The organism is Neorhizobium tomejilense (assembly GCF_964254135.1).
In the GTDB taxonomy this organism is placed as follows: Bacteria; Pseudomonadota; Alphaproteobacteria; order Rhizobiales; family Rhizobiaceae; genus Neorhizobium; species Neorhizobium tomejilense.
Genome location: NZ_CAXUSO020000002.1, coordinates 315,421 through 341,881, shown reverse-complemented (window position 1 = coordinate 341,881; position 26,461 = coordinate 315,421). Strand labels below are relative to the sequence as shown.

Annotated in this window: 21 protein-coding genes and 2 pseudogenes; 13 read left to right on the top strand and 10 right to left on the bottom strand. The window is 58.6% G+C overall.

Annotated features, from left to right (window positions below; all coding sequences use genetic code 11):
• Positions 1-240 precede the first annotated feature (240 nt).
• Positions 241-501, bottom strand: a complete 261-nt coding sequence (locus ACSQ3G_RS24390; protein WP_436112031.1) for a hypothetical protein — start codon at positions 499-501, stop codon at positions 241-243.
• 752 nt (positions 502-1,253) lie between these two features.
• Positions 1,254-2,162 carry a LysR family transcriptional regulator gene (locus tag ACSQ3G_RS24385; protein ID WP_436112030.1) on the bottom strand — a complete coding sequence of 303 codons (909 nt, stop codon included), beginning with the start codon at positions 2,160-2,162 and terminating at the stop codon, positions 1,254-1,256.
• Positions 2,163-2,277: 115 nt separating this feature from the next.
• On the opposite strand from ACSQ3G_RS24385, the gene ACSQ3G_RS24380 reads away from it, so the two are divergent.
• The gene (locus ACSQ3G_RS24380; protein ID WP_436112029.1) at positions 2,278-2,970 is read left to right on the top strand and encodes a type 1 glutamine amidotransferase domain-containing protein; all 693 of its coding nucleotides are present in this window, start codon (positions 2,278-2,280) and stop codon (positions 2,968-2,970) included.
• Positions 2,971-3,089: 119 nt separating this feature from the next.
• Here the strand turns inward: ACSQ3G_RS24380 and ACSQ3G_RS24375 are convergent, their stop codons facing one another.
• Positions 3,090-3,467 (bottom strand): hypothetical protein, encoded by a 378-nt coding sequence (locus tag ACSQ3G_RS24375; RefSeq protein WP_436112028.1) that lies wholly within the window; start codon positions 3,465-3,467, stop codon positions 3,090-3,092.
• 7 nt (positions 3,468-3,474) lie between these two features.
• Positions 3,475-3,663 carry a hypothetical protein gene (locus tag ACSQ3G_RS24370; protein ID WP_436112027.1) on the bottom strand — a complete coding sequence of 63 codons (189 nt, stop codon included), beginning with the start codon at positions 3,661-3,663 and terminating at the stop codon, positions 3,475-3,477.
• 131 nt (positions 3,664-3,794) lie between these two features.
• Here ACSQ3G_RS24370 and ACSQ3G_RS24365 point away from each other — a divergent pair, with 131 nt between their 5' ends.
• A complete protein-coding gene (locus tag ACSQ3G_RS24365) occupies positions 3,795-4,421 on the top strand; it encodes a hypothetical protein (RefSeq protein ID WP_436113182.1) in 627 nt (208 codons plus the stop codon).
• A gap of 240 nt (positions 4,422-4,661) precedes the next feature.
• Here the strand turns inward: ACSQ3G_RS24365 and ACSQ3G_RS24360 are convergent, their stop codons facing one another.
• Entirely contained in the window at positions 4,662-5,567 is a 906-nt protein-coding gene (locus tag ACSQ3G_RS24360; RefSeq protein ID WP_436112026.1) for a LysR family transcriptional regulator, read from the bottom strand.
• A gap of 340 nt (positions 5,568-5,907) precedes the next feature.
• Here ACSQ3G_RS24360 and ACSQ3G_RS24355 point away from each other — a divergent pair, with 340 nt between their 5' ends.
• Together ACSQ3G_RS24355 and ACSQ3G_RS24350 are read left to right on the top strand one after the other, a co-directional pair.
• Positions 5,908-6,903: a zinc-binding alcohol dehydrogenase family protein gene (locus tag ACSQ3G_RS24355; protein ID WP_436112025.1), complete on the top strand. Its 996-nt coding sequence runs from the start codon at positions 5,908-5,910 to the stop codon at positions 6,901-6,903.
• A 53-nt stretch (positions 6,904-6,956) separates the two neighbouring features.
• A complete protein-coding gene (locus ACSQ3G_RS24350; RefSeq protein WP_436112024.1) occupies positions 6,957-7,394 on the top strand; it encodes an ester cyclase in 438 nt (145 codons plus the stop codon).
• 167 nt (positions 7,395-7,561) lie between these two features.
• Here ACSQ3G_RS24350 and ACSQ3G_RS24345 read toward each other — a convergent pair whose 3' ends face one another.
• Positions 7,562-9,661 carry an ATP-binding protein gene (locus ACSQ3G_RS24345; protein ID WP_436112023.1) on the bottom strand — a complete coding sequence of 700 codons (2,100 nt, stop codon included), beginning with the start codon at positions 9,659-9,661 and terminating at the stop codon, positions 7,562-7,564.
• Between the two features lie 69 nt (positions 9,662-9,730).
• Complete coding sequence (locus ACSQ3G_RS24340; protein WP_436112022.1) at positions 9,731-10,942, bottom strand: hypothetical protein; 1,212 nt, start codon at positions 10,940-10,942, stop codon at positions 9,731-9,733.
• 188 nt (positions 10,943-11,130) lie between these two features.
• Between ACSQ3G_RS24340 and ACSQ3G_RS24335 the strand changes: the two are divergent.
• From ACSQ3G_RS24335 to ACSQ3G_RS24305, 7 genes and pseudogenes are all read left to right on the top strand, one after another.
• A pseudogene (locus tag ACSQ3G_RS24335) lies at positions 11,131-11,313 on the top strand (peptidoglycan L,D-endopeptidase MepK); the annotation flags it as partial.
• A gap of 184 nt (positions 11,314-11,497) precedes the next feature.
• Positions 11,498-13,792 (top strand): FdhF/YdeP family oxidoreductase, encoded by a 2,295-nt coding sequence (locus ACSQ3G_RS24330; RefSeq protein WP_436112021.1) that lies wholly within the window; start codon positions 11,498-11,500, stop codon positions 13,790-13,792.
• A 165-nt stretch (positions 13,793-13,957) separates the two neighbouring features.
• A complete protein-coding gene (locus ACSQ3G_RS24325; RefSeq protein WP_436112020.1) occupies positions 13,958-14,374 on the top strand; it encodes a tautomerase family protein in 417 nt (138 codons plus the stop codon).
• Between the two features lie 15 nt (positions 14,375-14,389).
• Complete coding sequence (locus tag ACSQ3G_RS24320; RefSeq protein ID WP_436112019.1) at positions 14,390-15,583, top strand: efflux RND transporter periplasmic adaptor subunit; 1,194 nt, start codon at positions 14,390-14,392, stop codon at positions 15,581-15,583.
• Entirely contained in the window at positions 15,580-18,765 is a 3,186-nt protein-coding gene (locus ACSQ3G_RS24315; RefSeq protein ID WP_436112018.1) for an efflux RND transporter permease subunit, read from the top strand. The genes ACSQ3G_RS24320 and ACSQ3G_RS24315 overlap by 4 nt, the downstream gene beginning before the upstream one ends.
• A 559-nt stretch (positions 18,766-19,324) precedes the next feature.
• The gene (locus ACSQ3G_RS24310) at positions 19,325-20,848 is read left to right on the top strand and encodes an aldehyde dehydrogenase (NADP(+)) (RefSeq protein WP_436112017.1); all 1,524 of its coding nucleotides are present in this window, start codon (positions 19,325-19,327) and stop codon (positions 20,846-20,848) included.
• Between the two features lie 664 nt (positions 20,849-21,512).
• Positions 21,513-21,725, top strand: a pseudogene (locus ACSQ3G_RS24305) (transposase); the annotation flags it as partial.
• Between the two features lie 117 nt (positions 21,726-21,842).
• On the opposite strand, the gene ACSQ3G_RS24300 reads toward ACSQ3G_RS24305, so the two are convergent.
• Both ACSQ3G_RS24300 and ACSQ3G_RS24295 read right to left on the bottom strand, forming a co-directional pair.
• Positions 21,843-22,157, bottom strand: a complete 315-nt coding sequence (locus ACSQ3G_RS24300; protein ID WP_105401474.1) for an antibiotic biosynthesis monooxygenase family protein — start codon at positions 22,155-22,157, stop codon at positions 21,843-21,845.
• A gap of 300 nt (positions 22,158-22,457) precedes the next feature.
• On the bottom strand, positions 22,458-23,162 hold the full coding sequence (locus tag ACSQ3G_RS24295; RefSeq protein ID WP_105401475.1) for a type 1 glutamine amidotransferase domain-containing protein: 705 nt from the start codon (positions 23,160-23,162) through the stop codon (positions 22,458-22,460).
• A 378-nt stretch (positions 23,163-23,540) separates the two neighbouring features.
• Here ACSQ3G_RS24295 and ACSQ3G_RS24290 point away from each other — a divergent pair, with 378 nt between their 5' ends.
• Complete coding sequence (locus tag ACSQ3G_RS24290; RefSeq protein ID WP_105401476.1) at positions 23,541-24,569, top strand: alpha/beta fold hydrolase; 1,029 nt, start codon at positions 23,541-23,543, stop codon at positions 24,567-24,569.
• Positions 24,570-24,752: 183 nt separating this feature from the next.
• The gene (locus ACSQ3G_RS24285) at positions 24,753-25,799 is read left to right on the top strand and encodes an LLM class flavin-dependent oxidoreductase (protein ID WP_436112016.1); all 1,047 of its coding nucleotides are present in this window, start codon (positions 24,753-24,755) and stop codon (positions 25,797-25,799) included.
• A 65-nt stretch (positions 25,800-25,864) separates the two neighbouring features.
• On the opposite strand, the gene ACSQ3G_RS24280 is transcribed toward ACSQ3G_RS24285, so the two are convergent.
• On the bottom strand, positions 25,865-26,326 hold the full coding sequence (locus tag ACSQ3G_RS24280) for a YybH family protein (protein ID WP_250810722.1): 462 nt from the start codon (positions 26,324-26,326) through the stop codon (positions 25,865-25,867).
• Positions 26,327-26,461: the final 135 nt, after the last annotated feature.

The window sequence follows — 26,461 nt, the reverse complement described above, 5'->3', positions numbered from 1 at the left end:
TGGCATCCGGGCGACGGCGAAAAGCGGTGGGAGCGGCTCAACGGTTCGTGAATCTTGGGAGACAATCGAAAGGCTTGGTCGGTCCTTCGAGCGCAAGTCACAGTTTCGGCGAGGAGCAGGTGAGGCTTGAAATCGGTCGACCAGCCTTGATGGGTTTGGTTCGCCTCCTGGAGGATCGTCGCAGCAAAAAGGCCCTCTCGAAAGCAATCGAGAGGGCCTTTGATGGTAGAAGTTGCGGGATCAGTTCGAGCGGCTTGCGCCTTGATAATAATCTCCTTGGTCGACGAAGTTCGGCCAGTTGTTGTCGCGGCCTCCGCCGTTGCGGGTGAAGCCATGCTGGCTCTTGTGAACTGTGATGCTGGAGGTGGTGCGGGGATCGATCGATGCGCCGACGCTTCTGGTCACTCCCTCATAGTAGTCCCCTTCATCTGCCATAACCTGGCCGAACAGAGACATTGAAATGATGATCGTGGCGGATATGCTAAGGAGGTACTTGGTCATTTCAGGTTCCTTTCTCTAGGTTGCTTGAACCGGTTCGTCCGGTGAGAGAAAGGTACTTCAGAGCGTGGGTCTCATTGTATCGGCCGCCAGTATCGACATGCCATACGGTAGTATGATCTTGCTACGACCTGAGTTCGTAGGGGCGGCCGCCGAGACAGAATAACAACGAGTCTAGCGCGCCGCACCTGTTCACCCATGTAGAAGCGGCGTGTCCTCGGTCGCGGAAGATATCTGTTGCCGCGGGAGGCCCCTGCGAACGAGACAACGCGCCAACCTCCGAACGAGCCGAGGCCACCGCGTCCAGAGAGACGATGGCCTTGCGAGGCGCCGACAAAGGCGACCCTAGCGCGGGTGTCGGTGAATCCCTCCCGACGACCTACATCGTCGGCGAATTCGTCGAACGCCGACGAGAATGCGCACCGGGTCGAGCCGTTTCCTTCTGTCAAGAACCATTGATGCCCCAATGCGCATCGCTCGGGAGCTTCTGGCCATCGTCATCAATAAGGTGTCGATCATTGCTGGGGATGTCAGACAGAGGGCGCTCGACCCGTCGCCAGGGAGCGCCCTCATCCATCCCGGATAACCACGCGCGACGGAGGGTTGTCGCTGCGGCGGTCATCGATACGGGGTGTGACCGATAGATGAGCACGGCATACGACCAATGCAAGCTACCGGAGCCCGTGCTCGGCGAATGGCAGCTATGCGTTGCCTGGCAGTGGTCCGATCACTATATGTGAGGGATGGAATGACTTCTAAGAAGGAAGGCCATGCTCCTCTGCAACGTCACCGATCAGCGACCGGAGCCAACGGTGTGCCGGATCGCTGCGGTAGCGGACATGCCAGGCCAGGTGCACCGGGAACGTGCCCAGGTCGACGGGGGCCGGTAGAACTTTCAGCCTTTCGTCCCGCGCGAGACGCTGGCAGATCAAGCGCGGCAGCGTCGCGCAGTAGTCGCTGGCGGCGACCATTTCCGGAACGGCAAGAAAATGCGTCACCGATACGGCGACGTCGCGCTTAAGTCCCTTCTGCTGCAACGCCTGGAACAGGCCGACGCGCATGCGGCCGGGCGGGAGAACGTTGACGTGCTTCATGCGCTCGTACTGCTCCTGAGACAGGCTGTCGCCGATCTCCGGATGATCGTTCCGCACCACGCAGGCCAGCCCATCGTCCATCAGATGCTGGACAACCATGTTGTCCGGAGGATCGACGATCCTGCCGAGCACCATCTCCGTTGCTCCTGAGACGGCGCCCGTTTCGACCAAATCATTGCCGAAGGGCGTGAGGCGCAGCCTGATTCCCGGCGCAAGCTCCCGCAGCCGCGCGACAATCACCGGCATCAGGATGAACTCGACATAACTGTTGGGGGCCAGGGTGAACTGCCGGGTTGCGACAGCGGGATCGAATTCCTGCTGACCGCCGATCGCCTCGTCGAGGCTCGAAAGCGCCGCCCTGACGACGGGCGCGAGCTCTTCGGCCATCTGCGTCGGCTTCATGCCATAGCGCTCGCGGATGAACAGTGGATCGCGCAGCGTTTCGCGAAGGCGGTTGAGGGCGTTGGAGAGAGCCGGCTGGGTCATTCCAAGCCGCTCGGCGGCACGGGTGACGTTGCGCTCGTCCATCAGGGTCAGGAAGACCGGCAGGAGGTTCAGATCATACTTCATCCAGTCATATTGCTGGGCGTATATCTGAAATCAAGAAGATAAATTTCCGGAATGATTGGTAGGATGGCATGATCACCTCATCCGAACAGTCGGACAGATCGAAAGGATCAAGCACATGAACATCCTGATGGTTCTCACCTCGCACGACCAGCTCGGCAACACCGGCCGCAAGACCGGTTTCTGGCTCGAAGAATTCGCCGCCCCCTACTACGCCTTCCTCGAGGCCGGCGCACGCATCACCGTCGCATCGCCCAGGGGCGGGCAGCCGCCGCTCGACCCGAAGAGCGACGAGCCGAGCTTCCAGACCGAGCAGACGCGCCGCTTCCACGCCGACCCGGCTGCCCAGGCAGTGCTGGCGTCGACGGTGACTCTCGGTTCGATCTCGCCTGAGGACTATGACGCCGTCTTCTATCCCGGTGGCCATGGCCCGCTCTGGGATCTGGCGGAAGATAAGGATTCGATTGCCCTCATCGAATCCTTGTACCGGTCCAGCAAGCCTGTCGCCTTTGTCTGCCACGCGCCGGGCGTCCTGCGCCAGGTCAAATCCGTCGATGGGACGCCGCTGGTCCAGGGCAAGCAGGTCGCCGGCTTCAAGAATACGGAAGAAGACGGTGTCGGCCTGACCAATGTCGTGCCGTTCCTGGTCGAGGACATGCTGAAGCAGAATGGCGGCCTCTATTCGAGCGGCCCTGACTGGTCATCCTATGCGGTTCAGGACGGTCTGCTGATCACCGGCCAGAACCCCGGCTCGTCGGTCGAGACCGCCGGCATCCTGATCCGCACGCTTCGTGCTGCCAAGGCCGCCTAACGATCTACAGTCCAGGGACCATTTCGCCTTCATCACGCCGCCCGGCGACCAACAACGTGCTCGAACTCAGGTAGTCTATCTGAAATGGGCGAAGCCCTTCGTCGATAGCCTTCCGTTGCTCACCAAAGGCGCCTGTCGAGCTGGGCGGCGATCATCGGCAGGGCGGCGGCGCCAGCCGCTCCGAGCCGCAGACGTTGCACCAGCTTTCCCAGGATGAAGGTCGTCGCCATCGCGGCCGCGATCCTCATCCATGGATGGGTGTCCTCGGACGCGTGAGGGACGTCCTCCGTCTGCCCACGGATCGTCGCAAGCCGCTCTCGCAGATCGGCGACCTCCTTGCGGAGCCATGCGATCTCGCGGTTCGCAGCATCGAGATCGACGGCTTTTGGATCGCCGTCGCCATAGTCTTCGGTAGGAGCCCCCTCGGCGAGCTCCACCAGATGCTCCTCGACTTGGTTTCGCGTGCCGAGGCCCTTCATGCGAATGTCGGTCATCATCTCGCCCTCAACGCGAGTTCTTCGGCTTGTGGTCGCCACGGTCGCCTTCGCACGGCTTGGCGTCATTCTTCGCGTCGTGGCGGTGGTCGGCCGATAGCGAGCGGCCGACGTCGACGGATTCGTTGAAGCGCCCGTGGCCGTCGCGCCGAACGTAGCGCTTGTCGGTGCCGGTATCGATCAGTTCACGCTTGGTCATCGGATGTCTCCTTCTGTTTCGCCGAAGAAAACGACCGACAGGCCTAAAGGATGCATGTCACTGGAATCTCCTCACAGCATGCGCTGCGCTCCATCGTTGACTTGGAAGACCGCCGATCCCATCTGTGCGCCATGCCGAAGAACGAGAAGAACAACGTAGAGCTGCTCAGGACATGGACGCTTTCGCCCGCGACCACTCTCGGTTCGTCTGTACGCGCGAAAGGCATACTGCAGGAGATCCAGGCTCGGCTTCCCGCAGTCTCGAAGAAATCGGTCATTCTTTCAGGCAGCGAACTCACCCTTTCGATGCCGGCCAGCGACAACGCGGCGTTCAAGGCGGCCTCGGCGGTGGTCGGAAAGACGGTGGAGGAAGCCGCAAGCCTGCCAGTCATCCCGCGCGAGATCCAGGACATTCTCGGCATGAAGACGAGCGAAAGGCATCGCTGGCTCACGGACGGCCGTCTGCCTAGCGCCGGCACGAGAACGGTAAGGCTGGCCGGGCGCGCCCGCAGGATCACGTTCCACGTGTTCGATCCAAAAGTGGTGGAAGACCTTCTCGACCGCGGAGCCGTCGAAGAGTGGCGGGTGGAGGACGCCGAGGCGAAAGCCGAGAAGCGAAGGAAAGCCGCGTATCGGGCGAAGCTGACGCGGTCGAGGAAGGCCGACAAGCGGTCGAAGAAGGTAGAGCGTCGCCTCGACGATACCGCGTCAACGCTAAGCGGCTGGGAGGAATTCGACATTGACGGGCTGCTGCGCTGAGCAGAACGGCTGTTTTGCGTCCCCTTTCGGCCATTCAAGCCGACCTTGCTATCTCCTGAAAGCTGCCGATCCGCTTCGGTTATTGAAATGTCTAGGGTAACGTGGCGAGCCGAACGTCTGCTTTGGATAATCATATCACGAAACCTGATCAGCCCCCAGCATGACGAAAGTTCTTCGAAGGCACTCGACGCGACTGCATCTCACCATCTTCAGATGTTTCACTGCCTCGCTCGTGGGTAATCACTTGGAAATCGGAAAATCGCTGCGGCTGAGCGCCGCGGCGACTGCTTCAATCACAGCGGCAACGCGCTTGGGCAGCAGCCTTCGGGACGGGTAGATCGCGTGGATCGGCATGGAGTCAGTCCCGAAATCCATCAGCAACTGGACTAGGCTACCATCCTGGAGGTCGGATCGCACCAAATCGACAGGCAGGCAGGCGATGCCACCACCCTGCTGTGCAATGGTCCGTTGTGCTTCATCGTTGTCCAACTGCAGCGCACCCGAGATCCTGGCGGCAATGGCCTCGCCCTTGGCATCGATGAAGTGCCAGATATCGGGCGGGTTAAAATTGCTGTTTACGATACAGCCTCCCTTGGCCAGATCCATCGGTGTCGCTGGTTCCCCATGCGCTGCCAGCCACGACGGTGATGCGCAGCAGATAAGGCGGTACGTGCCGATGCGCTTGCTCACCAGCGTGGACGACGGAAGATCACCCACGCGGATCGCCAGATCGTAGCCTTCGGCCACGAGATCCACCCGCCGGTTCGACAGCGACAACTCCACCGACAGAGCCGGGTGCGCTTTGGCAAATTCGGCGATCGCTGGACCTAGTGTAGTGACGCCAAGGGTCGTGGGAGCAGAGATCCGTAGCGAGCCCTTGAGCGAGGCAGCAGGGCTGGATAGTTCGTCGAGGACTGCGAGCTCGTCGAGGATGCGGATCGACTGCTCTAGGAATTGGGCTCCAAGGACAGTCAGCTTTTGGGCGCGGGTCGTCCGCTCCAGCAGACGAGCGCCGTGGCGAGCTTCAAGGTTCTGTATACGGCGGCCAACCATCGTTGCCGAAATGCCGAGTTGCTGCGCCGCGGCGGCGAATGAGCCTAGGCGTGCGGTCGCGACCAATGCTTCCAGTTCCGGCAGATTATGCATTCCCAATCCTGGTGCACGATTGAAGCAACCTATAGCTTGATACTCAATAAAAATGCACGGTGTATTGTGTCGAACTCTCAAGAGGTGGCACAAATGCATAAGGGACTAATGGATGCAGCCGCGGTATTCACCGCTTTCACGACGGTCGCGAGCGTACAGGTGGTCGCCTCGAAGAGGGATACAGAGGGCGGGCTGCTGGGCAAGTGGGTGGCCGGCTTATGAGCCGGTTGATTGCGGCACTGAAACTCTCAGGCTGTGATGAGTGCGCTAATCTGCGCCCTTGCTGCTCACATTGCGCCCTCGCCGGTCTTGGCGTGCCTGAACTCAAGCAGGTGATTTGATGTCGATGATGCAAGCAGCGGTGATGCGGGGTCCCGGCGGCCCCGAAGTCCTGAACATTGAGACCATCCCGGTCCCAATGCCCAAGAACGGCCAGGTTCTGATCAAGGTCATTGCCTTTGGCCTCAATCGATCGGAGCTATTCACCCGTCGGGGACATTCGCCGGGCGTTCAGTTCCCGCGCGTCCTGGGTATCGAGGCTGTCGGTATCGTCGAGCACGCGCCTGGTGGTCAATTTGCCCCTGGTGATACCGTCGCCACCGTGATGGGTGGCATGGGTCGGCAATTCGATGGCGCTTATGCCGAATTTGCCTGCGTGCCGGCCAGCCAGGTGCGCAAGTTTTCGTCGGATCTGCCATGGAAGGTCCTCGGTGCCGTACCCGAAATGTTTCAGACGGCCTGGGGTTCGCTATTCCGCGCTCTCGACCTCCAGCCGGGTGAGCGACTGCTCATTCGTGGCGGATCGACCTCGGTCGGCCTTGCTGCCGCTGGCTTGGCCTGCAATCACGGCGCGTATGTCCTGAGCACGACGCGTCAGGCAACACGGACCAGCCTTCTAATTGAGCACGGAGCCAACGAGGGAATAGTGGATGATGGCCATCTGAGTGCCAGCATCGCAAAAGTCGACAAGGTCCTCGAACTGGTGGGCACGACCACTCTTGCCGACTCCCTCCTATGCACTCGGCCCGGAGGCGTAGTCTGCATGGCAGGGATGGTTGGTGATAAGTGGTCGTTCGATAGCTTCGCGCCCATGGATGCAATCCCCAACTACGTGCGCCTGACTACCTATTCAGGCGGTGTCTCCGAGTTCATGCAAATGCCCCTCGACAGCATTTTGACTGATATTGCATTAGGGAAGCTGAAAGTGCCGATAGGCCGCACGGCCCAGCTCAGCGAAATTGCTGTGGCGCATCGGTGGATGGAGCAAAACCAGGCGGAGGGAAAGATTGTCGTCTTAACCTCAGCGAACTTTTCGAGCTTCGGACGAAGCGCCTGAAGTGCGGTGGGCCGCGGCTGACCGCACGCCAACGATTTCTAACGGAGATTATCATGTCTGCCATTGCCAACACATTCATGCGGCGCTTTGTCGAATTCATCAACACAGCCGACGAGACGCTCGGAAGTGAGCTGATCGCTAACAGCGCGGTCTTCCATGTCCCGAACCGGAGTGAGCCCATGCAGGGCCTCGGCGGCTATCTCGCCATCATCGGTATGATGCGCAGCGGTTTTCCCGACATCCAGTGGACGCTGGAAGAGACGATTGCTGAAGAGGACAATCTTGGCGCCGGCAATACTCGGATCGCAGTGCGTTTCACCATGCGGGGAACGCACCATGGCGATTTTTTCGGGATTCCCGCCACCGGGAAGTCGATCAGCGTCCAGGCTGTGAACTTTTACCGCATTTCCGACGGCAAGATCGTGGAGGAGCGCGGTCAGCCAGACCTCTTAAGTCTTATGCAACAGATCGGAGCGGTGCCCGTACCGTAGGCGTCACTCCAACCGGTGGCGGCACCTACACAGTTGGATCGCCCGCAGCGCTCATCATGACGCTCGTCCGAATGGAGTAGGCTCGCCTTGGCGGCCTACTTTCGATCCCAATGAATCAAAGGCAGTAGACCGCCGCAAGCTATTTAATAGGTCCTGAGCCTAGAACCTCATTGGGGTGAGCGCCGAAGAGGTATCGAAAACGAGACGGTCGCGCCCGGCCCGTCGTTCGGCTCGGCCCACATTATGCCACCGTGGTTTTCGATGATCGAGCGGCTGATAGCGAGACCGATTCCCATGCCGTCCTGCTTTGTGGTGAAGAAAGCTTCGAACATCCTGTCAGCATCCTCCAGCGGAAATCCAATGCCCACATCGGTAATCGACAAGACTGCCGAATCTTCGGTGTCCAGGTGGGTGCTCACGGTCAGGCTTCTTGGTTGGATTTCGATGTCGCCCATAGCGTCCCTTGCGTTCAACAGCATGTTTAAGATGACTTGCTGCAATTGGACGCGATCCCCCATGACCTGAAGTGGTTTGGTCTCTAGGTGAGCGATCACACTGATCGATTTCTGATGCAGGTCTCTCGCGCACAACACGATGACCTCGCGTGCAAGTTCGTTCAGGTCGGTATGCTCCATTGTAGATGGTTGGCGCGCGAACATTCCCCGGAGGCGCTTGATTACCTCCGTAGCGCGCAACGTATCACGAATGGTTCTTCGCGCAGTTTCGGAGACGGCTTCGATATTCGGGGGGCTGAGGGCTAGTAGGCGCAGACATGCATTGGCGTTGGTAAGAATGCCAGCCAATGGCTGGCTGACCTCATGTGCAATCGATGCTGTTAGCGCGCTTATCGTCATGACGCGCGAGACGTAGGCCAAGTCTTCGCGGGCTCTAATTAGAGCTTCCTCTCCGCGCTGAAGTGCTTCCTGTGCGTTTTTGAAATCAGTGATGTCCTGAACGGTACCGACCAAAACCGGATTATCCCCGACATGATAGGAAACTTGTGCCAGCCCTCTTAGAAATTTGAGAGAGGCGTGTGAAGTCATGATCCTGAATGTGACGTCAATGCTTTGCCCTGAAAGCGCGCGCTGCAATTCCGCGTCGAACTTTGCGAGATCGTCGCGATAGACTCGCTTCCGGAGGTCGTAGATGTCGGGTTCAAGGGACGGGTCGATATCGAATATCCGGTATAGTTCTTCAGAACACATGTATTCGTTGTTCCGGATGTCAAACGTGAAGCTTCCTGTCGAGCTGATGCGTTGGGCAGCAACAAGCTGAGCTTGGCTCCTGCGAACCTGTGTCTCCCGCCTCACCAGAGCTTCTTCGTGACGGGTTCTATCAATCGAGATACTAATGATGTTTATCGCTCGATCGACCACCTGTTGCTCAAATAGTGAGAAGGCGGCATGTCGCTGGCGATAGATAGTGAAGACACCGGCCGTGTTTCCATACGGAGAAAGTATCGGGTTGGCCTGGCAGACATTGAAGCCGTTGAGAAGCATGAGCCTCCCCTCGGCCGTTCCTGCCAGCGCGTCAGAAGCACTGTCGAGAACTTCGACGGGACGCCGGCTGGTTGCAGCGAGGCCGCAAGGTCCGAGTCCGGCGGCGACCTCACTTCGGTCGAAAGCATCCTTGAATCCGCCCGGCAGCCTAGGTGCTGCACCAAAACGGAAGTGTCTGCGATCCAGAGACAACTCCAGAATACAGCAAAAGCAATCGTCGATTAGTTCCTCGACGAGACGGCAGACCTTGTCGAAAACCTCTGCTGTCGCCGTGCCTCTCGCGACCATTTCGAGTATTTCCGTCTCACTGTGAATGAGATGGCTGGCCTGCCATGAATCCGCAACTCTCTGAACGAAATTGGCGTCAGCACGCTTGTTGCGCTTGACAGCAACCCAACAGTATTCAATGGCGGCACCGTCGCCCCAGGGTGAGGACGACAATGCAAACCAGCAATACTCACCGCTCATCCGTCGAAGTCGCACATCGGCAATGAGGTCCAATCCTTCTCTACGAGCGTTCCGGATTTTAACAGGCAGTGTGATCGCATCGTCTGGATGCAACGCGTTAAGCCCTTCGGTTCCTTGACCGTCTAAGCCGAAATAGGCTCTGAAGCGGCTGTTGCCATAAATAGTTGAGCCCGCCTCGTCCGTTGTCCAAACGATCGCAGGAATTCGCTCGCATATCTCTGACAAGCTTAGCGTCGACAGAAATGCTGCCCCGTTGATGAAAATTACCGCCTTTAAGTTGCCTCGCCTGAATAAATGCACTCCACCATTCAAGATCCGGCAAAAGTACATATCATTCCGGCCACAAAGGCTGAAGAGTTTTTTGCTCTCTTAGTTCTCGTTGTGGTGACTACGAGGCATGTCCGGCGCGGCTGGATCAACGAGGAGTTTTGACCCGCGAACGCCACGAAAACCCGAGATCAAAAGCCGCGTTAAGAGGCCTAACACGGCAGATGCGAGAAGAGCGGTGGCGATGTTCAAAGTAATGGCGATCGATGTCCAACCGATTAGCGCAGAGATAAGTATCGTTGCAGCCGAGGTTGCAGTCTTAAGAAGCGAAAATACCTCAGGTCTAATCTCAGCTGTCACCCGATTTCCGATCTCGAACGAACAGTAAGCAACGAGCGGTACTCCGGCTGCTCCAACAATCGCGGAACCGAGCAATGATGCTGCCAAGGAGTGATTGACCGTAACCAGCGCTGCACCCGCGGTCGCCAAACTAAGCATAATGAGAACATGATACGCAGGATATTGCCGGTTGCGGATGCTCATCCAGGTGGATCCGACAAGAGATGCCACGCAAAGGGTACCCGTAATGACAGCGCCATGCTCTGGCCTCAAGCCTAACCCGAGCGCGATCGAAACAGCGCCGATTTCTATCGCACTGACAGCAGCGGCGTTGACACAGGCGCATGCAAGCCAGACCTCCCCGCCCCGCGGGATCACCCCTTTGCCCGATAAAGCTATCGGTGGGGTCGCCTGATCTATGTAGGGCAGAACGATAGCCGGTGTAGAACCTATTATCGCTATCGCTCCTATGGCGAGAGCGGCGGATATGCTGCCAAGAGCCGCTGAGAATATGGGCGTGATAAGGAACGTGACTTCGGCGGCGATCACTCCAAACCCGAGGGTCTTAACCATCCGGGACGGTTCAACGAGTTGGTTGGCGGCGTCTCGTAGATAGCCAAAAGCGGCTCCCTGGACGAGACCTGCTACGGCGGCGGAACCAATCAATATATGAATGGACGCGTGCGCCGCGCAGGCTACGGCGCATGCGAGCATTGCAGCCATGCGAATTGCAATCAAGATTCTAAAGAATGAGCTCTTGTCGATATGACGGCCCAGCCTTGCAATTGGAATTGCGCCGAGAAGTTGGGCGGTCGTCATGGCGGCAAGGACTTTTGCTCCGTCAGCGGCGTCTCCTGTCGAGGTCAATGCCGCCAATGCGAACGCAATCGGAGCACCTGCACGGGGCACAGAAAAGAGCCCATAACAAGCAGCCCAACGCAAGCTATTGCAATCTTTTGAAACGCCCCAATCCATTCTTGGCGCCAAAACCCATCGAGGCCTTCGTCAATGACGATAGCCAGGGAATCTCCCTCGCACGCTATGTTCTTAGTTTCCTCGCGAAGCTGCTCCAAGGCAACTATACCTAGGTATCGGTACCGTTGAACGGCTTAAAGTCAGGCTGCTCGTCCCGTGGAACTTTCGGGGTTCAATGGGGAAAGGGCATTCCAGCGGCACCACAGGCCTGGCCGCAGCCTACGCTTGCCTCGGCGACTGCTGCCGAGACTGACCGGTCCCTCACGCTCTTCTTCACGCACGGGGGAGAGAGCGACGATCAACTTGAAACACGGCGGCAGATTCGATCGCAAGGACTGGCGCAGATCAACAGCTTTCTCCGCGACTCACGGAATCTGGGAGGGTCTATCTCGAATCCTTGTTGCGCCACGATTCAGGTGAGCTTTGCCCTCGAAGCCCAACAATTGCTCAGCATGACGACGTGTAGAGAGCAACAAGCCCGATACTCCAGTATAATGCCGCCAGCGAGTTTCTGCTGATACCATCCTGCTGCTGCGATAGAAGAAGGTGGACCAGATGCAAGAGAAGCGACCTGATGGCATCGGAACTTACACGAGTCCTGCCGGTGGGTGGGGTGCATTAAAGGCCGTGGCGCGGACTTTGAAGCATCAGCAGATAGTCGCACAGGGGGCGACCACCCTTCTCAAGGCGAACCAGCCGGAGGGTTTTGATTGTCCTGGATGCGCATGGCCGGACCCGAAACATACCTCGTCGTTCGAATTCTGCGAAAACGGTGCCAAGGCTATCACTTGGGAGTCAACCTCCAAGCGCGTGGAGCCGAGCTTCTTCGCCGAGCACCCCGTCTCGGAACTCTGGACCTGGACCGACCACAAGCTCGAGGACCAGGGCCGCCTCACCCACCCACTTATCTACGACCACGACACCGATCGATACAAATCGATCGAGTGGCCCGAAGCCTTCTCCATCATTGGTGTCGAGCTGAACCGGATCGGGGATCCAAACCGTGCGGAATTTTACACGTCGGGGCGGGCGTCCAATGAAGCAGCATTTCTCTTCCAACTTTTCGTCCGTGCCTACGGCACCAATAATTTTCCCGATTGCTCAAACATGTGCCACGAGGCCACAAGCGTTGGTCTGCCTAAGTCGATCGGCATCGGCAAGGGAACCGTTACCTTGGAAGACTTCGATCATTGCGACGCGATCTTCAGCTTCGGACACAATCCAGGCACCAATCATCCACGCATGATGACGACGCTGCATGAGGCTTCGCGACGCGGTGTTCCGATCGTGGTCTTCAACCCGCTCAAGGAGCGCGCGCTCGATAAATTCGCAGCGCCACAAAACCCAATAGAGATGGCGACCCTTTCCTCGACACCGATCGCTTCCGAGTACCACCAAGTCAGGATCGGCGGCGACATTGCGGCGCTGAAGGGACTGATGAAGCGGGTCTTCGAGCGCGACGCGGAGGATCTTGCCGGCGGCGGGGGCGGCTTTCTCGATAGAATATTCATTGCGGAGCACACCGCCGGTATCGACGATCTCAGGAGGGACCTCGAGGCGACAACCTGGGGTGAAATCGTCAAGAGTTCCGGCTTGTCCCAGGACGCCCTCTTTCGGGCGGCAGAGACGTATATCCGGGCAAAGAAGGTGATCCTCTGCTATGGCATGGGCATCACCCAACACAGCCGAGGAACGCTCGCCATCCAGCAGATCGCCAACCTCCTTATGCTTCGAGGCAACATCGGCCGCGAGGGCGCCGGCATCTGCCCTCTCCGTGGACATTCAAACGTCCAGGGAGACCGCACGGTTGGCATCACTGAAGCTCCCGACAAAGCCCTGATCGACGGGATTGAGCGGGCCTTCGGGTTTCGGCCGCCGGAGGAAAAGGGGCACAACGCGATCGAGGCGATTGAGGCAATTAGGTCCGGACGATCCAAGGCACTGGTGTGCCTCGGAGGAAATCTTGCCGTGGCCATCTCCGACCCCGAACTGGTATTTGACGGAATGAAGAAGCTCGACCTCGCGGTCCATATCGCCACCAAGCTGAACCGTTCCCATCTCTTAGTGGCGAGGACGTCAATCATCCTACCTTGCCTGGGACGCACGGATCTCGACACTCAATCGTCGGGACCACAATCAGTTACCGTGGAGGATTCCATGTCGATGGTCCACGCCTCCCGCGGCTTCCTAAATCCGCCGAGCGCGCTCCTGAAATCGGAGCCCGCGATCATTGGAGAGATCGCGAAGGCAACGCTCAGGGGTAAATACCACATCGACTGGGACGGCATGGTCTCTGACTACGACCGCATCCGGGACAAGATCGAAGAAGTCTTTCCGATTTTTTATGACTTCAACAAGCGCGTCCGGGTGAAGGGTGGCTTCAGGCTCGATATTCCCCCCTCTTACAGAAGATGGAACACGGCCACAGGCAAAGCGACCTTTCTGGTTGCAGAGGGTCTCAACGAGGATCCGCTGTTCAACCACCCGGATACGCTGATGCTGACGACAATTCGTAGCCACGACCAATACAACACTACCATCTATGGACTCGACGACCGCTACCGGGGCGTCTGGGGTCGCCGCGACGTCATCTTCATGAACAAGGAGGACCTGGCCATGCGTGGCCTCTCCGACGGCGACAGGATCGACATCGCATCGAACGTCAGGGGGAAAGGTCCCACACGGTCAGTGAGGGGGTTCACGGCTGTCGCCTACAATATTCCGGTGGGATCGGTTGCGGGATATTATCCAGAGATGAACGCTGTCATTCCGCTAGGACATTTCGATCCACTGTCGGGTACTCCCGCCTTCAAGGGGATACCAATCACCATCGCAGCGGCCGGGGGCTGACATATTTCCCGCTCGATAACTGAGAATGTACGGTGACATCATGATGCCCCCCTTCGGCGGGCGCCGAAGAAAATGATCGTATCGAACAATAAGCCCGGATCAGCCAAAGTTACTGTCGACGCTCAATCCATAGGCGCGTGAAGCGCGGCAGTTGGGAGTAAGACAATGCCGATCATAAGGCTCGATGTTGTCAGAGGGCGTTCTCCGGATGAGATCACCGAGCTTCTCGATACTGCGCATGCAGCGGTCGTGGAGTCGTTCGGTGTGCCAGTGTCCGACCGTTACCAGATCCTCAGCGAACACGGACAGGCCGAGATCGCGGCATTGGACACAGGCCTCGGCTTTCAACGGAGTCAGGAAATTGTCATCATCCAGATCACGACGCGCCCTAGATCCGTCAACGAAAAGAAGACCCTCTACAAACGACTTGCAGAGATGCTTGAGGAGCGCTGCGGCTTGCGGCCGTCAGACCTTGTCGTGTCCTTGGTCGAGAATACCGACGCCGACTGGTCCTTCGGCGACGGCGAGGCCCAATTCCTGACTGGTGCCCTCCCCGCGTCACCAATCTTACCCACGCGATGACTCAAGGAAATCTCCATGCAATTCCACCGCATGCTGTTGCACCGCCGCCTGTTCTTGCTTGCGACCCTGTCAGCCTCCGTGGCCCATGGCCAGGATGGTTCATCGCCGCCGCAGGTTGGCGTGGCAAAGCCGTTGGTCAGAGAGGTCGTCGACAGGGACCACTTTATCGGCCGCTTCGAAGCATCCGAACATGTCTCAATTCGCTCACGCGTCGGCGGCTACCTTAGAACCATTGGATTCAAGGACGGTCAGATGGTCAAGGAGGGCGATCAGCTTTTCGAGATAGACGCGCGGCCGTTCATCGCGGCGCTGGATGAAGCGAACGCGAAGTTAGCCGTAGCTCAATCGGGCCTCACTTATGCGCAGGCCGAATTCGATCGTGTCCACGCGCTTGTAAAGTCGGGTAGCTCGACGGTTTCCACGCTCGACGATCGTCGCAAGGAGTTCGAGTCTGCGCAAGCAGACCTGCAAGGTGCGCAGGCAAGCGTCGACCGCGCCAAACTCGATCTCCTGTACAGCAAAATCACGGCACCACTTGGCGGCAGGATCGATCGTCATCTCATATCGGTTGGAAATGTCGTGCAGGCTGATCAGACTGAGCTTACGACGATCGTCGCCACCGATCCGATCGACTTCTACTTCGATATTGATGAGCGACGCCTCCTCAATTATGCCGAAACGGCTCGCAGCATGGGTACTTTTTTGCAGGAAGGTGCCGGTGGGCTGAAGGTCGCAGTGCGGCTGGCAGACGATCGGCAGACCACCTATTCGGGGACAGTGGATTTCGCTGAGAACCGAATAGACCCAGCCACGGGAACGCTGCGATTGAGAGCACGGTTCGCTAACCCGAGCCAAACCCTCCAGCCGGGCTTGTTCGGTCATGTGGAAGTAGAAGGTTCGACCCCGTACACGGCGGTGCTCCTTCCCGACGACGCTATCGCGGCCGACCAGAACGAGCGCGTGGTCTATGCGCTCAATCCTGACAACACCGTCAGAACCGTGCCGATTCAACCGGGTCCAAAGGTTTACGGTTACCGGGTTGTGCGGACAGGCCTCAAGGGCGATGAGCGCATCGTCGTCAAAGGCATCGTGCGCGTGCGGCCCGGAACCAAGATCGATCCCGTCGAAACGGTGTTGAATATGGAGAACAAATCAGACGTTCCCGCAACCGCCCAGGAAGCGGCCGTCGCGACTGGAGCCGTCAGATGAGGTTTGCCCACTTCTTCGTCGACCGCCCGATCTTCGCTTCGGTCATCTCTCTGGTGCTGATCATCGTGGGAGCGGTTGCGTATTTCCAGCTTCCCGTCGCCCAGTATCCGGAGATCGCACCGCCCACGATCGTGATTCGGACCTCCTATCCAGGTGCGGATCCCCAGACGATCGCCGACTCGGTCTCGAATCCTATCGAACAGCAGGTCAATGGCGTCGAGGACATGCTCTACATGTCGTCGTACTCAAGCGCCGATGGCAACATGGCGCTTACGGTTACCTTCAAGCTAGGGACGGATCTCGATAAGGCTCAGGTGCTCGTTCAGAACAGGGTGGCGGTGGCCCTGCCTCGCCTTCCCCAGGAGGTCCAGCGTCTGGGAGTTACGACCGCCAAGAGTTCGCCCGACCTGATGATGGTCATCCACATCCTGTCTCCAAGCGGGCGCTATGACCAGCTCTATGCATCAAACTATGCTCGTAACCGCATCCGTGACGTCCTCGTCCGTTTGGAGGGGGTTGGCGACGTGCAGGTTTTCGGGGAGCGGCAATATTCTATGCGCATCTGGCTCGACCCGCAGAGGCTCTCTGCTTACGGCATGACGGCTACCGACGTGGTAGGTGCTCTTCGCGACCAGAACGTTCAAGTTTCTGGCGGATCGATCGGAGCGCCACCTGCAGAAACTGGCAACTCCTTCCAGTATGCGATACGCACCGAAGGCCGATTCGCAGATACGGAGCAGTTTCGCTCCGTCATCGTAAAGGCAACTTCCGAAGGTCGTCTGGTCAAGCTCGAAGACGTCGCACGCGTCGAACTTGGCGCCCAGGATTATGTGACGAACAGCTACCTCGACAACGATCCGGCGATCGGGCTTGGCATCTTCGCAAGGCCTGGAACGAACGCTCTCGATACGGCTAGCCAAGTCAAGGCCATCATGTCGGACCTATCGAAGGATTTTCCACCCGGACTCGAATACCGCGTCGTCTACGATACGACCGAGTTCGTTTCCGCGTCCATCGCCGACGTCTATCGGACGATCGGCGAAGCAGTGGTGCTGGTCGCGCTCGTCGTATTCGTGTTCCTGCAGTCGTGGCGCACCGCCATCATCCCGATCGTTGCCATCCCAGTGTCACTGATCGGCACCTTTGCCTTCCTTGCTACCTTCGGCATGTCACTCAATATGCTCACTCTGTTCGGCCTGGTGCTCGCGATCGGCATCGTGGTGGACGATGCGATCGTCGTCGTTGAGAACGTCGAGCGAAATCTGGCCAACGGCATGCCCCCGCGTCAAGCTGCACATGTTACGATGAATGAGGTCGGGTCGGCGGTCGTAGCAATCTCGCTTGTACTGATCGCGGTCTTCGCGCCGACAGCGTTCATCCCTGGCATCTCCGGGCAGTTCTACAAACAGTTTGCCGTCACCATATCGATCGCGACGGCGATATCTGCCCTGAACTCGCTCACCTTATCTCCGGCGCTCGCCGCCATCGTGCTGAAGAAGCATGAACACCTCAGGGAGCGGACGAACATCTTCGCGAAGATCGGGGATCGCGCGGCGGGCGGTTTCAACCGAAGCTTCGATGCTATCAGTCACGGCTATTCGTCCTCCATCCGCTCGATTGTCCGTTCCTGGATACGTGTCGGCTGCGCGATGATTGTCTTCGTCGGTCTGCTCGGCGCCACCTGGTTCATGAGCACCAAGGTACCCAGCGGGTTTATTCCGGTGTTGGATCAAGGCTATGCGATCGTGGTTGTACAGCTTCCGGAAGGTTCCTCGCTCGATAGGACCGACGCGGTAGTTCGGAAGGTCGCTGACATCGCGAAAAGGGTCCCAGGCGTCGGCAACGCTGTAGAGTTCGCCGGCTTTAGCGGCGCCACCTTCACGAACGCTTCGAACGCTGGTGTCGTCTTCACCCCATTCAAGCCATTCGAGGAAAGGCTAGATGCTGGAGATACAGCCGACAAGATCATAGGGACGCTTTATAGGAATCTTCAAAGTGTCGATGAAGCATTCATCATCGCCATACCTCCGCCGCCGGTCCAAGGCATTGGCAATTCCGGCGGCTTCAAGATGCAGGTCATGGACCAGGAGGGCTCCACCATGACCCGTGCGCTTGGCCTCGCACGCCAGCTTGCGGCGGCTGTTAACCAGACGTCGGAACTCGCTGGTGTTTTCACGACCTTTTCGGAATCGACCCCGGAATTCTTCATTGATGTCGACCGTGACAAGGCCGAATATCTCAACGTCTCGATCCCGAGCATCTTCGACACGCTTTCGACCAATCTCGGCATCTCCTACGTGAACGATTTCAACGCCTTCGGGCACGTCTATCAGGTGCGAGCGCAGGCGGACGAGCAATTTCGAATGGAAAAGGAGGAGATGCTGGACCTCAAGGTGAGGTCAGCGACAGGGGCGCTGGTTCCGCTCGGGACGCTGGTCAATATCCGCGAAACAAGTGGCCCGTCTCTCGTCCAGCGTTATAACATGTACGTATCTGTGCCTTTGCAGGGCAACGCCGCGCCGGGCATTTCAACCGGCGAGGCCATCCAGAAGATGGAGGCGCTTGCAGTAAAGGTACTTCCACCCGGCACGACTTTCGAATGGACTGAACTTGCCTATCAGCAGACGCATGCCGGCGGCGGCAGTGTAACGTGGATTCTCGCTTTGTCCGTCGTCTTCGTCTTCCTGGCGCTCTCGGCTCAATACGAAAGCTGGGTGCTGCCGCTGGCGATCATCCTGATCGTGCCGTTGGCGGTGCTCGGCGCCTTGATCGGCATTTATGTCCGCGGGATGGACAACAACGTGCTCACCCAAATCGGCTTCGTCGTGCTGATCGGTCTGGCGGCGAAGAACGCGATCCTGATCGTTGAATTTGCTCGTCAGGCCCAAGAAGAAGGCAAGACGGCGGTCGATGCCGCAATAGAGGCGAGCCGACTGCGCCTCCGGCCAATCCTGATGACCGCCTTCGCATTCATCTTTGGCGTCCTCCCGATGATGATCGCGGAAGGCCCCGGTGCTGAGATGCGCCAGTCTCTAGGCACTGCCGTCTTCAGCGGCATGCTGGGGGTAACGATCTTCGGCCTGTTTTTAACGCCGGTCTTCTACGTGCTCTTGCGAGCCAGCTATAAGCCGCGCGTACACGAGAGTGAAAGCAAAACGCCTCTCCCGCAGGCAGCGGATTGAATACGGGATGACAGGGCCCTAGGAGCTTGAATGGCTGAAGTGCGATCACCGCGGCCTTCGCGGATGATTACTGGGAGCGTTTGAACTTGCCGCTTCAGGCCCTCTGCAGTCAGCGGGACCGGTGGCTTCCGTCGCTCGCCTCAGCATACCCCATGCTCGCGGTGTCCGTCTCTCGTCACCGAGGACTGCCTCACTCATCGAGGGAGCAAGCCGCACGCACCGCCGATGCCGACCGATACCTATGTGCAATTATACAAATCCGCTCAACGATTTAAGCTCTGAATGTCGCCTCCTCCTCCACAGAGCGACAGCTCAAGTAGCGACAGCGCTCCCGCGTCCTCCCCTCCGCTGGAGCGCGCGGACCTCATGGTCCGCGAAGGCCGTTTCCATCCTCCTGGAGACGGCCTTCCTTTTTTGTGCTGCAGGTTATGCGAAAGCGATCGTTCCGCCAATGTCCTCAACCATCGGCGGGCACCGCTCGATGGAGAGTAGGCGGCAGTAGTGACACGAGCCGGCGGGCTTCCTATATCGAGGTCTGCGATCTGAAAGGAAATCTACCATGACCCTCAACGGAAACCTGCTAATCGCGGGATCGGAAAAACGCGGCTCGAATGGCGAATTCCACGGTATCGACGCGGCGACCGGAAACTCGCTTGCCGTTTCGTTCGGCGGAGCGTCTGTGGAGGACGTCGAGCGAGCCGCTGGGCACGCTTGGGAAGCCTTCAACTCCTACCGTGAAACTGATCTTGAGACCCGAGCTGGTTTCCTCGAAAGGATCGCCCAGGAGATCGAGGCGATCGGCGATGAATTCATCGTGCGCGCGATGGCGGAAACGGGCCTTGCTCGCGGAAGACTGGAAGGAGAACGTGCACGAACGACCGGGCAGCTCCGTCTATTCGCTCGGGAAGTTCGGGATGGGCGCTTCCAAGAGCTTCGTTTCGATCCGGGTGATCCTTCCCGCACGCCGGTCCCCAAACCGGATCTCAAGTTGAGAAACGTTCCGATCGGTCCGGTCGCGGTGTTTGGAGCATCCAACTTTCCCCTCGCCTTCTCGGTCGCAGGCGGCGATACGGCTTCGGCCCTCGCCGCCGGCTGTCCGGTGGTTGTGAAAGCACATTCTGCGCATCCCGGTACCTCCGAACTGGTCGGCCGAGCGGTGCAGCGCGCTGTATCCGGCGCAGGTCTTCATGCGGGTGTTTTCGCGCTTCTGTTCGACGCCGGCTTTGAGGTCGGGCAGAAGCTCGTGGCCGACTCCAGGATACGGGCGGTGGGCTTCACTGGCTCCCGCAGAGGCGGCACCGCGCTGATGGAGATCGCATCCCGGCGCAAGCAGCCCATCCCGGTCTATGCCGAGATGAGCAGCATCAATCCCGTCATTCTGTTTCCCCACGCCCTGGAGACTCGGGCTACCGACATTGCCTCCTCATTCGTGGCATCTCTAGTCCTTGGCGCTGGTCAATTCTGCACGAATCCCGGCCTCATCCTTGCCGTAGACGGCAAGGGACTTGACGTCTTCATCGCGAAGGCGGGCGAGCTGCTGCCAGACGTCGATGCTCAGGCGATGCTGACGCCATCGATCGCGAAGGCTTACGGCGAAGGGATCGCCAGGCTCCGGCAGCATCCGGAGGTCCGCGTGGTGGCCTCAGGCAAGGCCGGAAGCACGTTCCAAGGTTCGGCCGCACTTTTCGAAACGTCGGCGCGGGCGTTTCTCGCTCACAACGAGCTTCAGGACGAAGTGTTCGGAGCTGCCGGACTGATTGTCCGTTGCGAGGAGCTTTCTCAGCTCGAGAGCGTGATCGATAATCTCGAGGGGCAGCTCACGGTAGCGCTTCACGTCACGGATGAAGACGAAGTTGAAGCGCGCCGTCTGGTGCCAAAGCTTGAGATGCTTGCCGGCCGACTTCTGGTGAATGGTTTCGGAACCGGCGTCGAGGTGTCGCCTGCGATGGTTCATGGCGGCCCCTATCCGGCGACCGCAGACGGTAGGTCCACCTCGGTCGGAACACTTGCGATCTACAGGTTTTTGAGGCCCGTATCATACCAAGATTTTCCGAGCGCTCTTCTACCAGCAGCGCTCCGATAGCAGTCTGGATGTCGGTCGCTCCAATCGACCGAGCGAACCATTCTCGTTTTGCGGATGGAGACGTCGCACGAGTCTTGGCGAGCGCGGCCCGGCCGTGAATCCGTTGGACAAGGTACCGCCCCTGATCGTTGAGCTTAGCTCCTCGGCCTGGCATCCGAGACTTCTCGATCTCCAGAGATCGTGGAACCTCGGCGACCCAGTGATCGCTCGCCTTGACTAAACTGTAGCAGCATCGATTTTCGCCGGAATGCTTTTCTCAGACTGGCCCTACGAAATGGCAATCTACCCGGAGCAGAGCGCCTTTCGCCCGCGCCCTATGCTCCTCCGACCCGAATTCTCCTGGATCCGCGGGGAAACAGACGCGGGTTGCAGGCACAGGCCGCGTCCCTAGGACAAGTGCTATCAGCAGAACCGCGATTGCCAATATGATTGCGATGCTCGGAAACCCGGAACCTGATCGCCTGTCGTCATGGAACATCGTCTTCTTCTCCGGTTTCGGCCACGCCGGGACGGCGGGGGTGGAGACGAGTATGTCGATCGCCTGCTAGGATGGCAGTTGAACCTAGGTATCGGCCATACCTAAGTAGGACCGATACCACCTCATGTCGCGAGACAAGTTTGCGCGATGGGCGGAGGTATATGTCTCGGGCGCAGACGAAATCCGACGCTCGCCGATGGTGAAATAGTCCGAAAGCCGAAGGATCAGGTCGGCTTCGCTGTTCATCCAAAGCGGTGGGTCGTTGAACACTTCTTCGCTTGGATCAGTCGCAACCGCCGGCTCTGGAAGGATCTGGAATCGACCATCAAGTCAGCAAAGGCTTTCTTTTATGCCGCATCCATCATGACGCTTGTCCGACGCATCGCGCGCCACTCATGAATACCCGGCAGACTCTTCGGGATCAACTACGGTTCCGGCGAGTCGCACAGCCTCAGCCCAAGCCGACAATGGCGCTGCTGCCAGATAATCGTTTCATCGTGTGAAAAGATAGGACTGCTATACGGAAGGAGAGAACGCACGCTCGACACGGTACATACCGGGCTCAAATGTGGAGAAACCCAGTGCTTCCTTGAGGTAGGGCAACGGCCTAGGGTCGGCACGCATGGCCTCATAGTCGGCGGCGCTTCTCCACCTCGCATACATGGCGACTTTGGTACCGTCGACACTTTTGTGCAGTGCTGCTGAAATGAAGCCAGGCGCTTGATCCACCACGCCGCTCGTTGCGGATGTCAAAAGGTCCACAAGCCTATCTTGATCGTCCGGGCTGACGGTAAAGACGTTGATCATTACGATGCCTTGGTCGTCGGTCATTCGTATATCGCTTTCGTTTATTTTGTGATTATCGGCCGCTCGTTGACGGCTGATTCCGCACACATGGGGATAAATAGTTTCGAAGACAATCCACTAGAGGCCCGTAGAGCGTCAGTGAGCAGCGTCATGCCTCACCTGCTACGCTTGCCATGCCCAACACGATCACGCGTCCGTGACGCTCTGGCCGCAGACATCTTCGCGGAATCATTATCGACCCGATCGCTCAGCCCTATTCTCGGACAGACTCTTAGGCCGCAAATATGTCTTTGCGGCCCCACTCCACTCTGTTCTACTCCGGGGTCAGGCGGCGCTCGTGACGCTCGCCTTCATCTCGTTGAGCAACTTGATCAACGCCTGGGCGCCGGCGGTCGAAGATGCTGGATTCTGTCCGGTGATCAGCCTGCCGTCTGTAATGGCGAGGCTTTCCCAATTCGGCTTCTTCTCGTAAAGGCCGCCGAGCCGTTTGAGCTCGTCCTCCACGAGGAACGGTACGACCTTCGTCAATTGGACCTCTTCCTCCTCAGTGTTGGTAAAGCCCGTCACCCTCTTGCCCTTGACGATCGAAGCACCCTGATAGGTCACGCGATGCAACACGGCAGGTGCGTGGCAGACCGCCGCTACCGGTTTTCCGGAGTTGTAGAAGGACTCGATGAGCTTGATCGATTCGGGATTGTCCACGAGGTCCCACATCGGACCATGGCCGCCAGGATAAAATACTGCATCGAAATCGTCGGAGCGCACTTCGCTCAACATCTTGGTGGTCGCGAATACTTTTTGCGCAGCCCTATCCTCCTTGAATCTTGCCATGGCAGCGGTCTGGTTCTCCGGCAGATCGCTTTTTGGATCGATCGGGGGTTGACCGCCCTTTGGTGACACGAGTGTCAAATCGGCACCCGCATCGCGAAAGACATAATAGGGCGCGGCGCCCTCCTCGAGCCAGAAGCCCGTTTTGCGCCCAGTGCTTCCGAGGATGTCATGCGAGGTAAATACCATGAGGATTTTCATCGTTCGGTTCCTTCCAATCCTGTTCCACAGCGAGACGGCTGCACTCCAGGAACTAACGAAGACGGAAGTATATTGCAGTTGCACCTTGGTATCGCCGAGACCTTAGTGTCGGTCGGAAAGGTGGTGTTGATGCAACGACACTCCACGCGGGTGACAATAGCCGCCATTGCACTTAGGTATCGCCAGCCGTCCCAAGGCTACTATAGTCAACGGCAGCAAAAGCGATTTTGCGCATAGGCGTTGGGCCATACGTTGGTATACCCGAGACCTTCGTCCACTATCGAGCATGCCCCGCTTATCCCAAGCTCCGAGAGCGTACCTTCCTCCGAACAGAACTTCGGAAGGCGCTATCAACGTTCATCATCGGAGAAAGCAGTCATGCCAAATCTCAAGCCGACCAACCTCACACGCAGGTCCTTCAGCGGAGTTGCACTCGGACTGACGGGGGCGGCAATCCTTGCGAGACGGGCCAAGGGTGCAGACAAGACTGCTAACGCCCCGCGGCCTGGACTCAGTGCCGACAGACATATCGACGCCGGAGACCTCAATGTCGGATATGTCGAGCTTGGGCCAAGCGACGGGTCGCCGATTCTCCTCTTCCATGGCTGGCCATACGACATCAACAGCTTCGCCGAGGTGGCCCCATTGCTGGCAAACCAGGGTTATCGTGTGATCGTGCCGCACCTGCGCGGATACGGAAGCACCAAGTTCCTGTCGAAGGATACAATGCGCAATGGGCAGCAGTCGGCGCTTGCGGTGGACGCTATCAAATTGATGGACGCTCTGAGCATCGACAAGGCTACGGTCGCCGGCTTCGACTGGGGCGCGCGAACGGCCGATATCGTTGCCGCGCTCTGGCCTCAACGATGCAAGGGTCTGGTGTCCGTCAGCGGTTATCTGATCGGGAACCAAGCCGCCGGAAAGGCGCCGTTGCCGCCGTCCGCCGAACTCCAGTGGTGGTATCAGTACTACTTCGCGACGGACCGGGGGCGAGACGGGTACGAGAAATATACCAACGACTTTGCAAAGCTGATCTGGCAACTCGCTTCTCCAAGTTGGAGATTTGACAATGCGATTTTTGAACGAAGCGCTGCAGCATTTTCCAACCCAGACCACGTCGCCATCGTCGTGCACAACTATCGTTGGCGGCTGGGACTGACAGAAGGAGAGAAGCGGTTCGACGAGTTCGAAACCAAACTGGCGGCCGGTCCCGACATCCTGGTGCCGGCAATCACGATGGAAGGCGACGCCAACGGCGCGCCTCATCCCGATCCGAAGGCCTACGCTGGAAAGTTCAAAGCGAAGTACCAGCACCGCTTGGTATCGGGTGGGATCGGCCACAATCTTCCTCAAGAAGCCCCGAAGGCTTTCGCCGAAGCGGTACGGGACGTCGATTCCTGGGCGTGACGAAGACGTGGGCGGCGGGTTGACGTAGACGCCAATCACCAATCACCTATCGAATATCTCGATGGCTTTAATCGCAAAGTATAGGCTAGCGCGACGCTCGCCCGCTGTGTGATGAGAGGCGCGCTTGCCGCCGAAGAGGTTGCGGAGCTGTGGCGGCAACCACACCTTGAAAGGACTTCATCATTGGAGATCGGTATCGATAGTTTTGCGATGCTGCTGACCGACCCTGCAACGGGCCGATTGCAGTCAGCCGTTGATCGCATGGAGAGTGTACTTGCCGAGGTTGAACTGGCGGATCAAGTAGGCTTGGACGTTTTCGGAATAGGCGAGCATCATCGTGCGAACGCCCTTGATTCAGCGCCTGCTGTGATCCTGTCGGCTGCCGCCGCACGTACGAAGTCGATCAGACTGACAAGCGCTGTCGCTGTCCTCAGCGCCGCCGATCCCGTGCGCGTTTTTCAGGAGTTTTCGACCCTGGACCTCATATCCCGCGGACGAGCGGAAATTGTCGTGGGCCGCGGATCGTCCGTGGAGGCCTATCCGCTTTTCGGCTTCGACTTGCGGGACTATGAAGCGCTTTTTGTCGAAAAACTCGACCTGCTGCTGAAAATCAGAGAGCAACCCAGTTTCAAGTGGCAAGGCCGCTTTCGTCCTTCACTCAACGGCGAGGGTATCTTCCCTCGCCCGCACCAAACCACGTTGCCGATCTGGCTGGGCGTCGGCGGGACGCCCACATCTTTCGTGCGCGCTGGAACGCTCGGGTTGCCGCTAATGGTGGCCATCATCGGCGGGAGCTTTGAGCGCTTTCTGCCACTGGTCGAACTCTATCGCCGCGCGTGGCTTGCCGCCGGCCATCCTCCTGAGAATCAGACGATCGGCGTACATGCTCTCGGCTTCGTCGCTGATACCGATGAGTCTGCCAAAGAAGCGTTCTTCCCCGGCTGGTTTCAAATGTTTACGGAAGCAGCAAAAGAACGGGGCTGGTCGGCGCCGACACGCGCGCAGTTCGAACATATGTGCGGCCCAGATGGCGCGTTCCTGGTCGGTAGCCCACAAACGGTCACGGCGAAGATGCTGCATGTTGACAGGATACTGGGAGGGGTTTCTCGCATCACTCTCCAGATGAGCACTGCCGCGCTGGAGGTTGAAGCGATGCGCCGATCAATCGACCTGCTCGGCACAGCGGTTGCCCCAATCATTCGCCACAAATACGGCCTTACCTCGGAATGAGGTCCAGGGGGATCTCGATCAAGGGTTGGGAGAGCGCCGACGTATATCGGTGCTCCCGTCTTTTTCTATCCAAAGATCAATCTTCTGTAATCCGCTAGCATCTTGGGGTCCTCTACAGACCCGTGATGATGAAGCTGTCGCCACGAGCCGTCCTTCCGCACGAACCAGCGCGTAGTACGGAAGGCGACGTCGAGCGCCTCCTTTGGCGTCCTGCACGCTCCACGTTCGCGGCCGACGAAGAGATGCCAGTCGTCAGCGCCCTGGCTCGTGAAGTCGTGGAAGGTGACCTGGACCTTCGCCTGCCCTTCGAAGAGTTTTGAATAGCCTTCAGCGATCTGCTCCCACCCGCGGCGAATCCCACCTATCGGGTTGTCCATGCTGGGCTCCGCCCCTCCGAGCCACACGGCTCTCAGCCCCGCGAGATCAGCTGCATTGAAGGCCCGGTAGAACTCGATCAGCGCGTCCAACGGGCCACCATCCCCCCGCTTCGTCTCGTCTCCGTCAACCTCTGTCAGATGCCAGTTCATCGGCAGTCTCCTCGTGTGTTCAATGAAGCCCCCGCAGTGACCGCGCGGCTGCCGTCGATGCTGGGGGTTCCGGTGACCATTCGTCGGTCGTGCGCCATGCTTCGGGGCCCACGACATAGAGCCAAGATGGCCGAG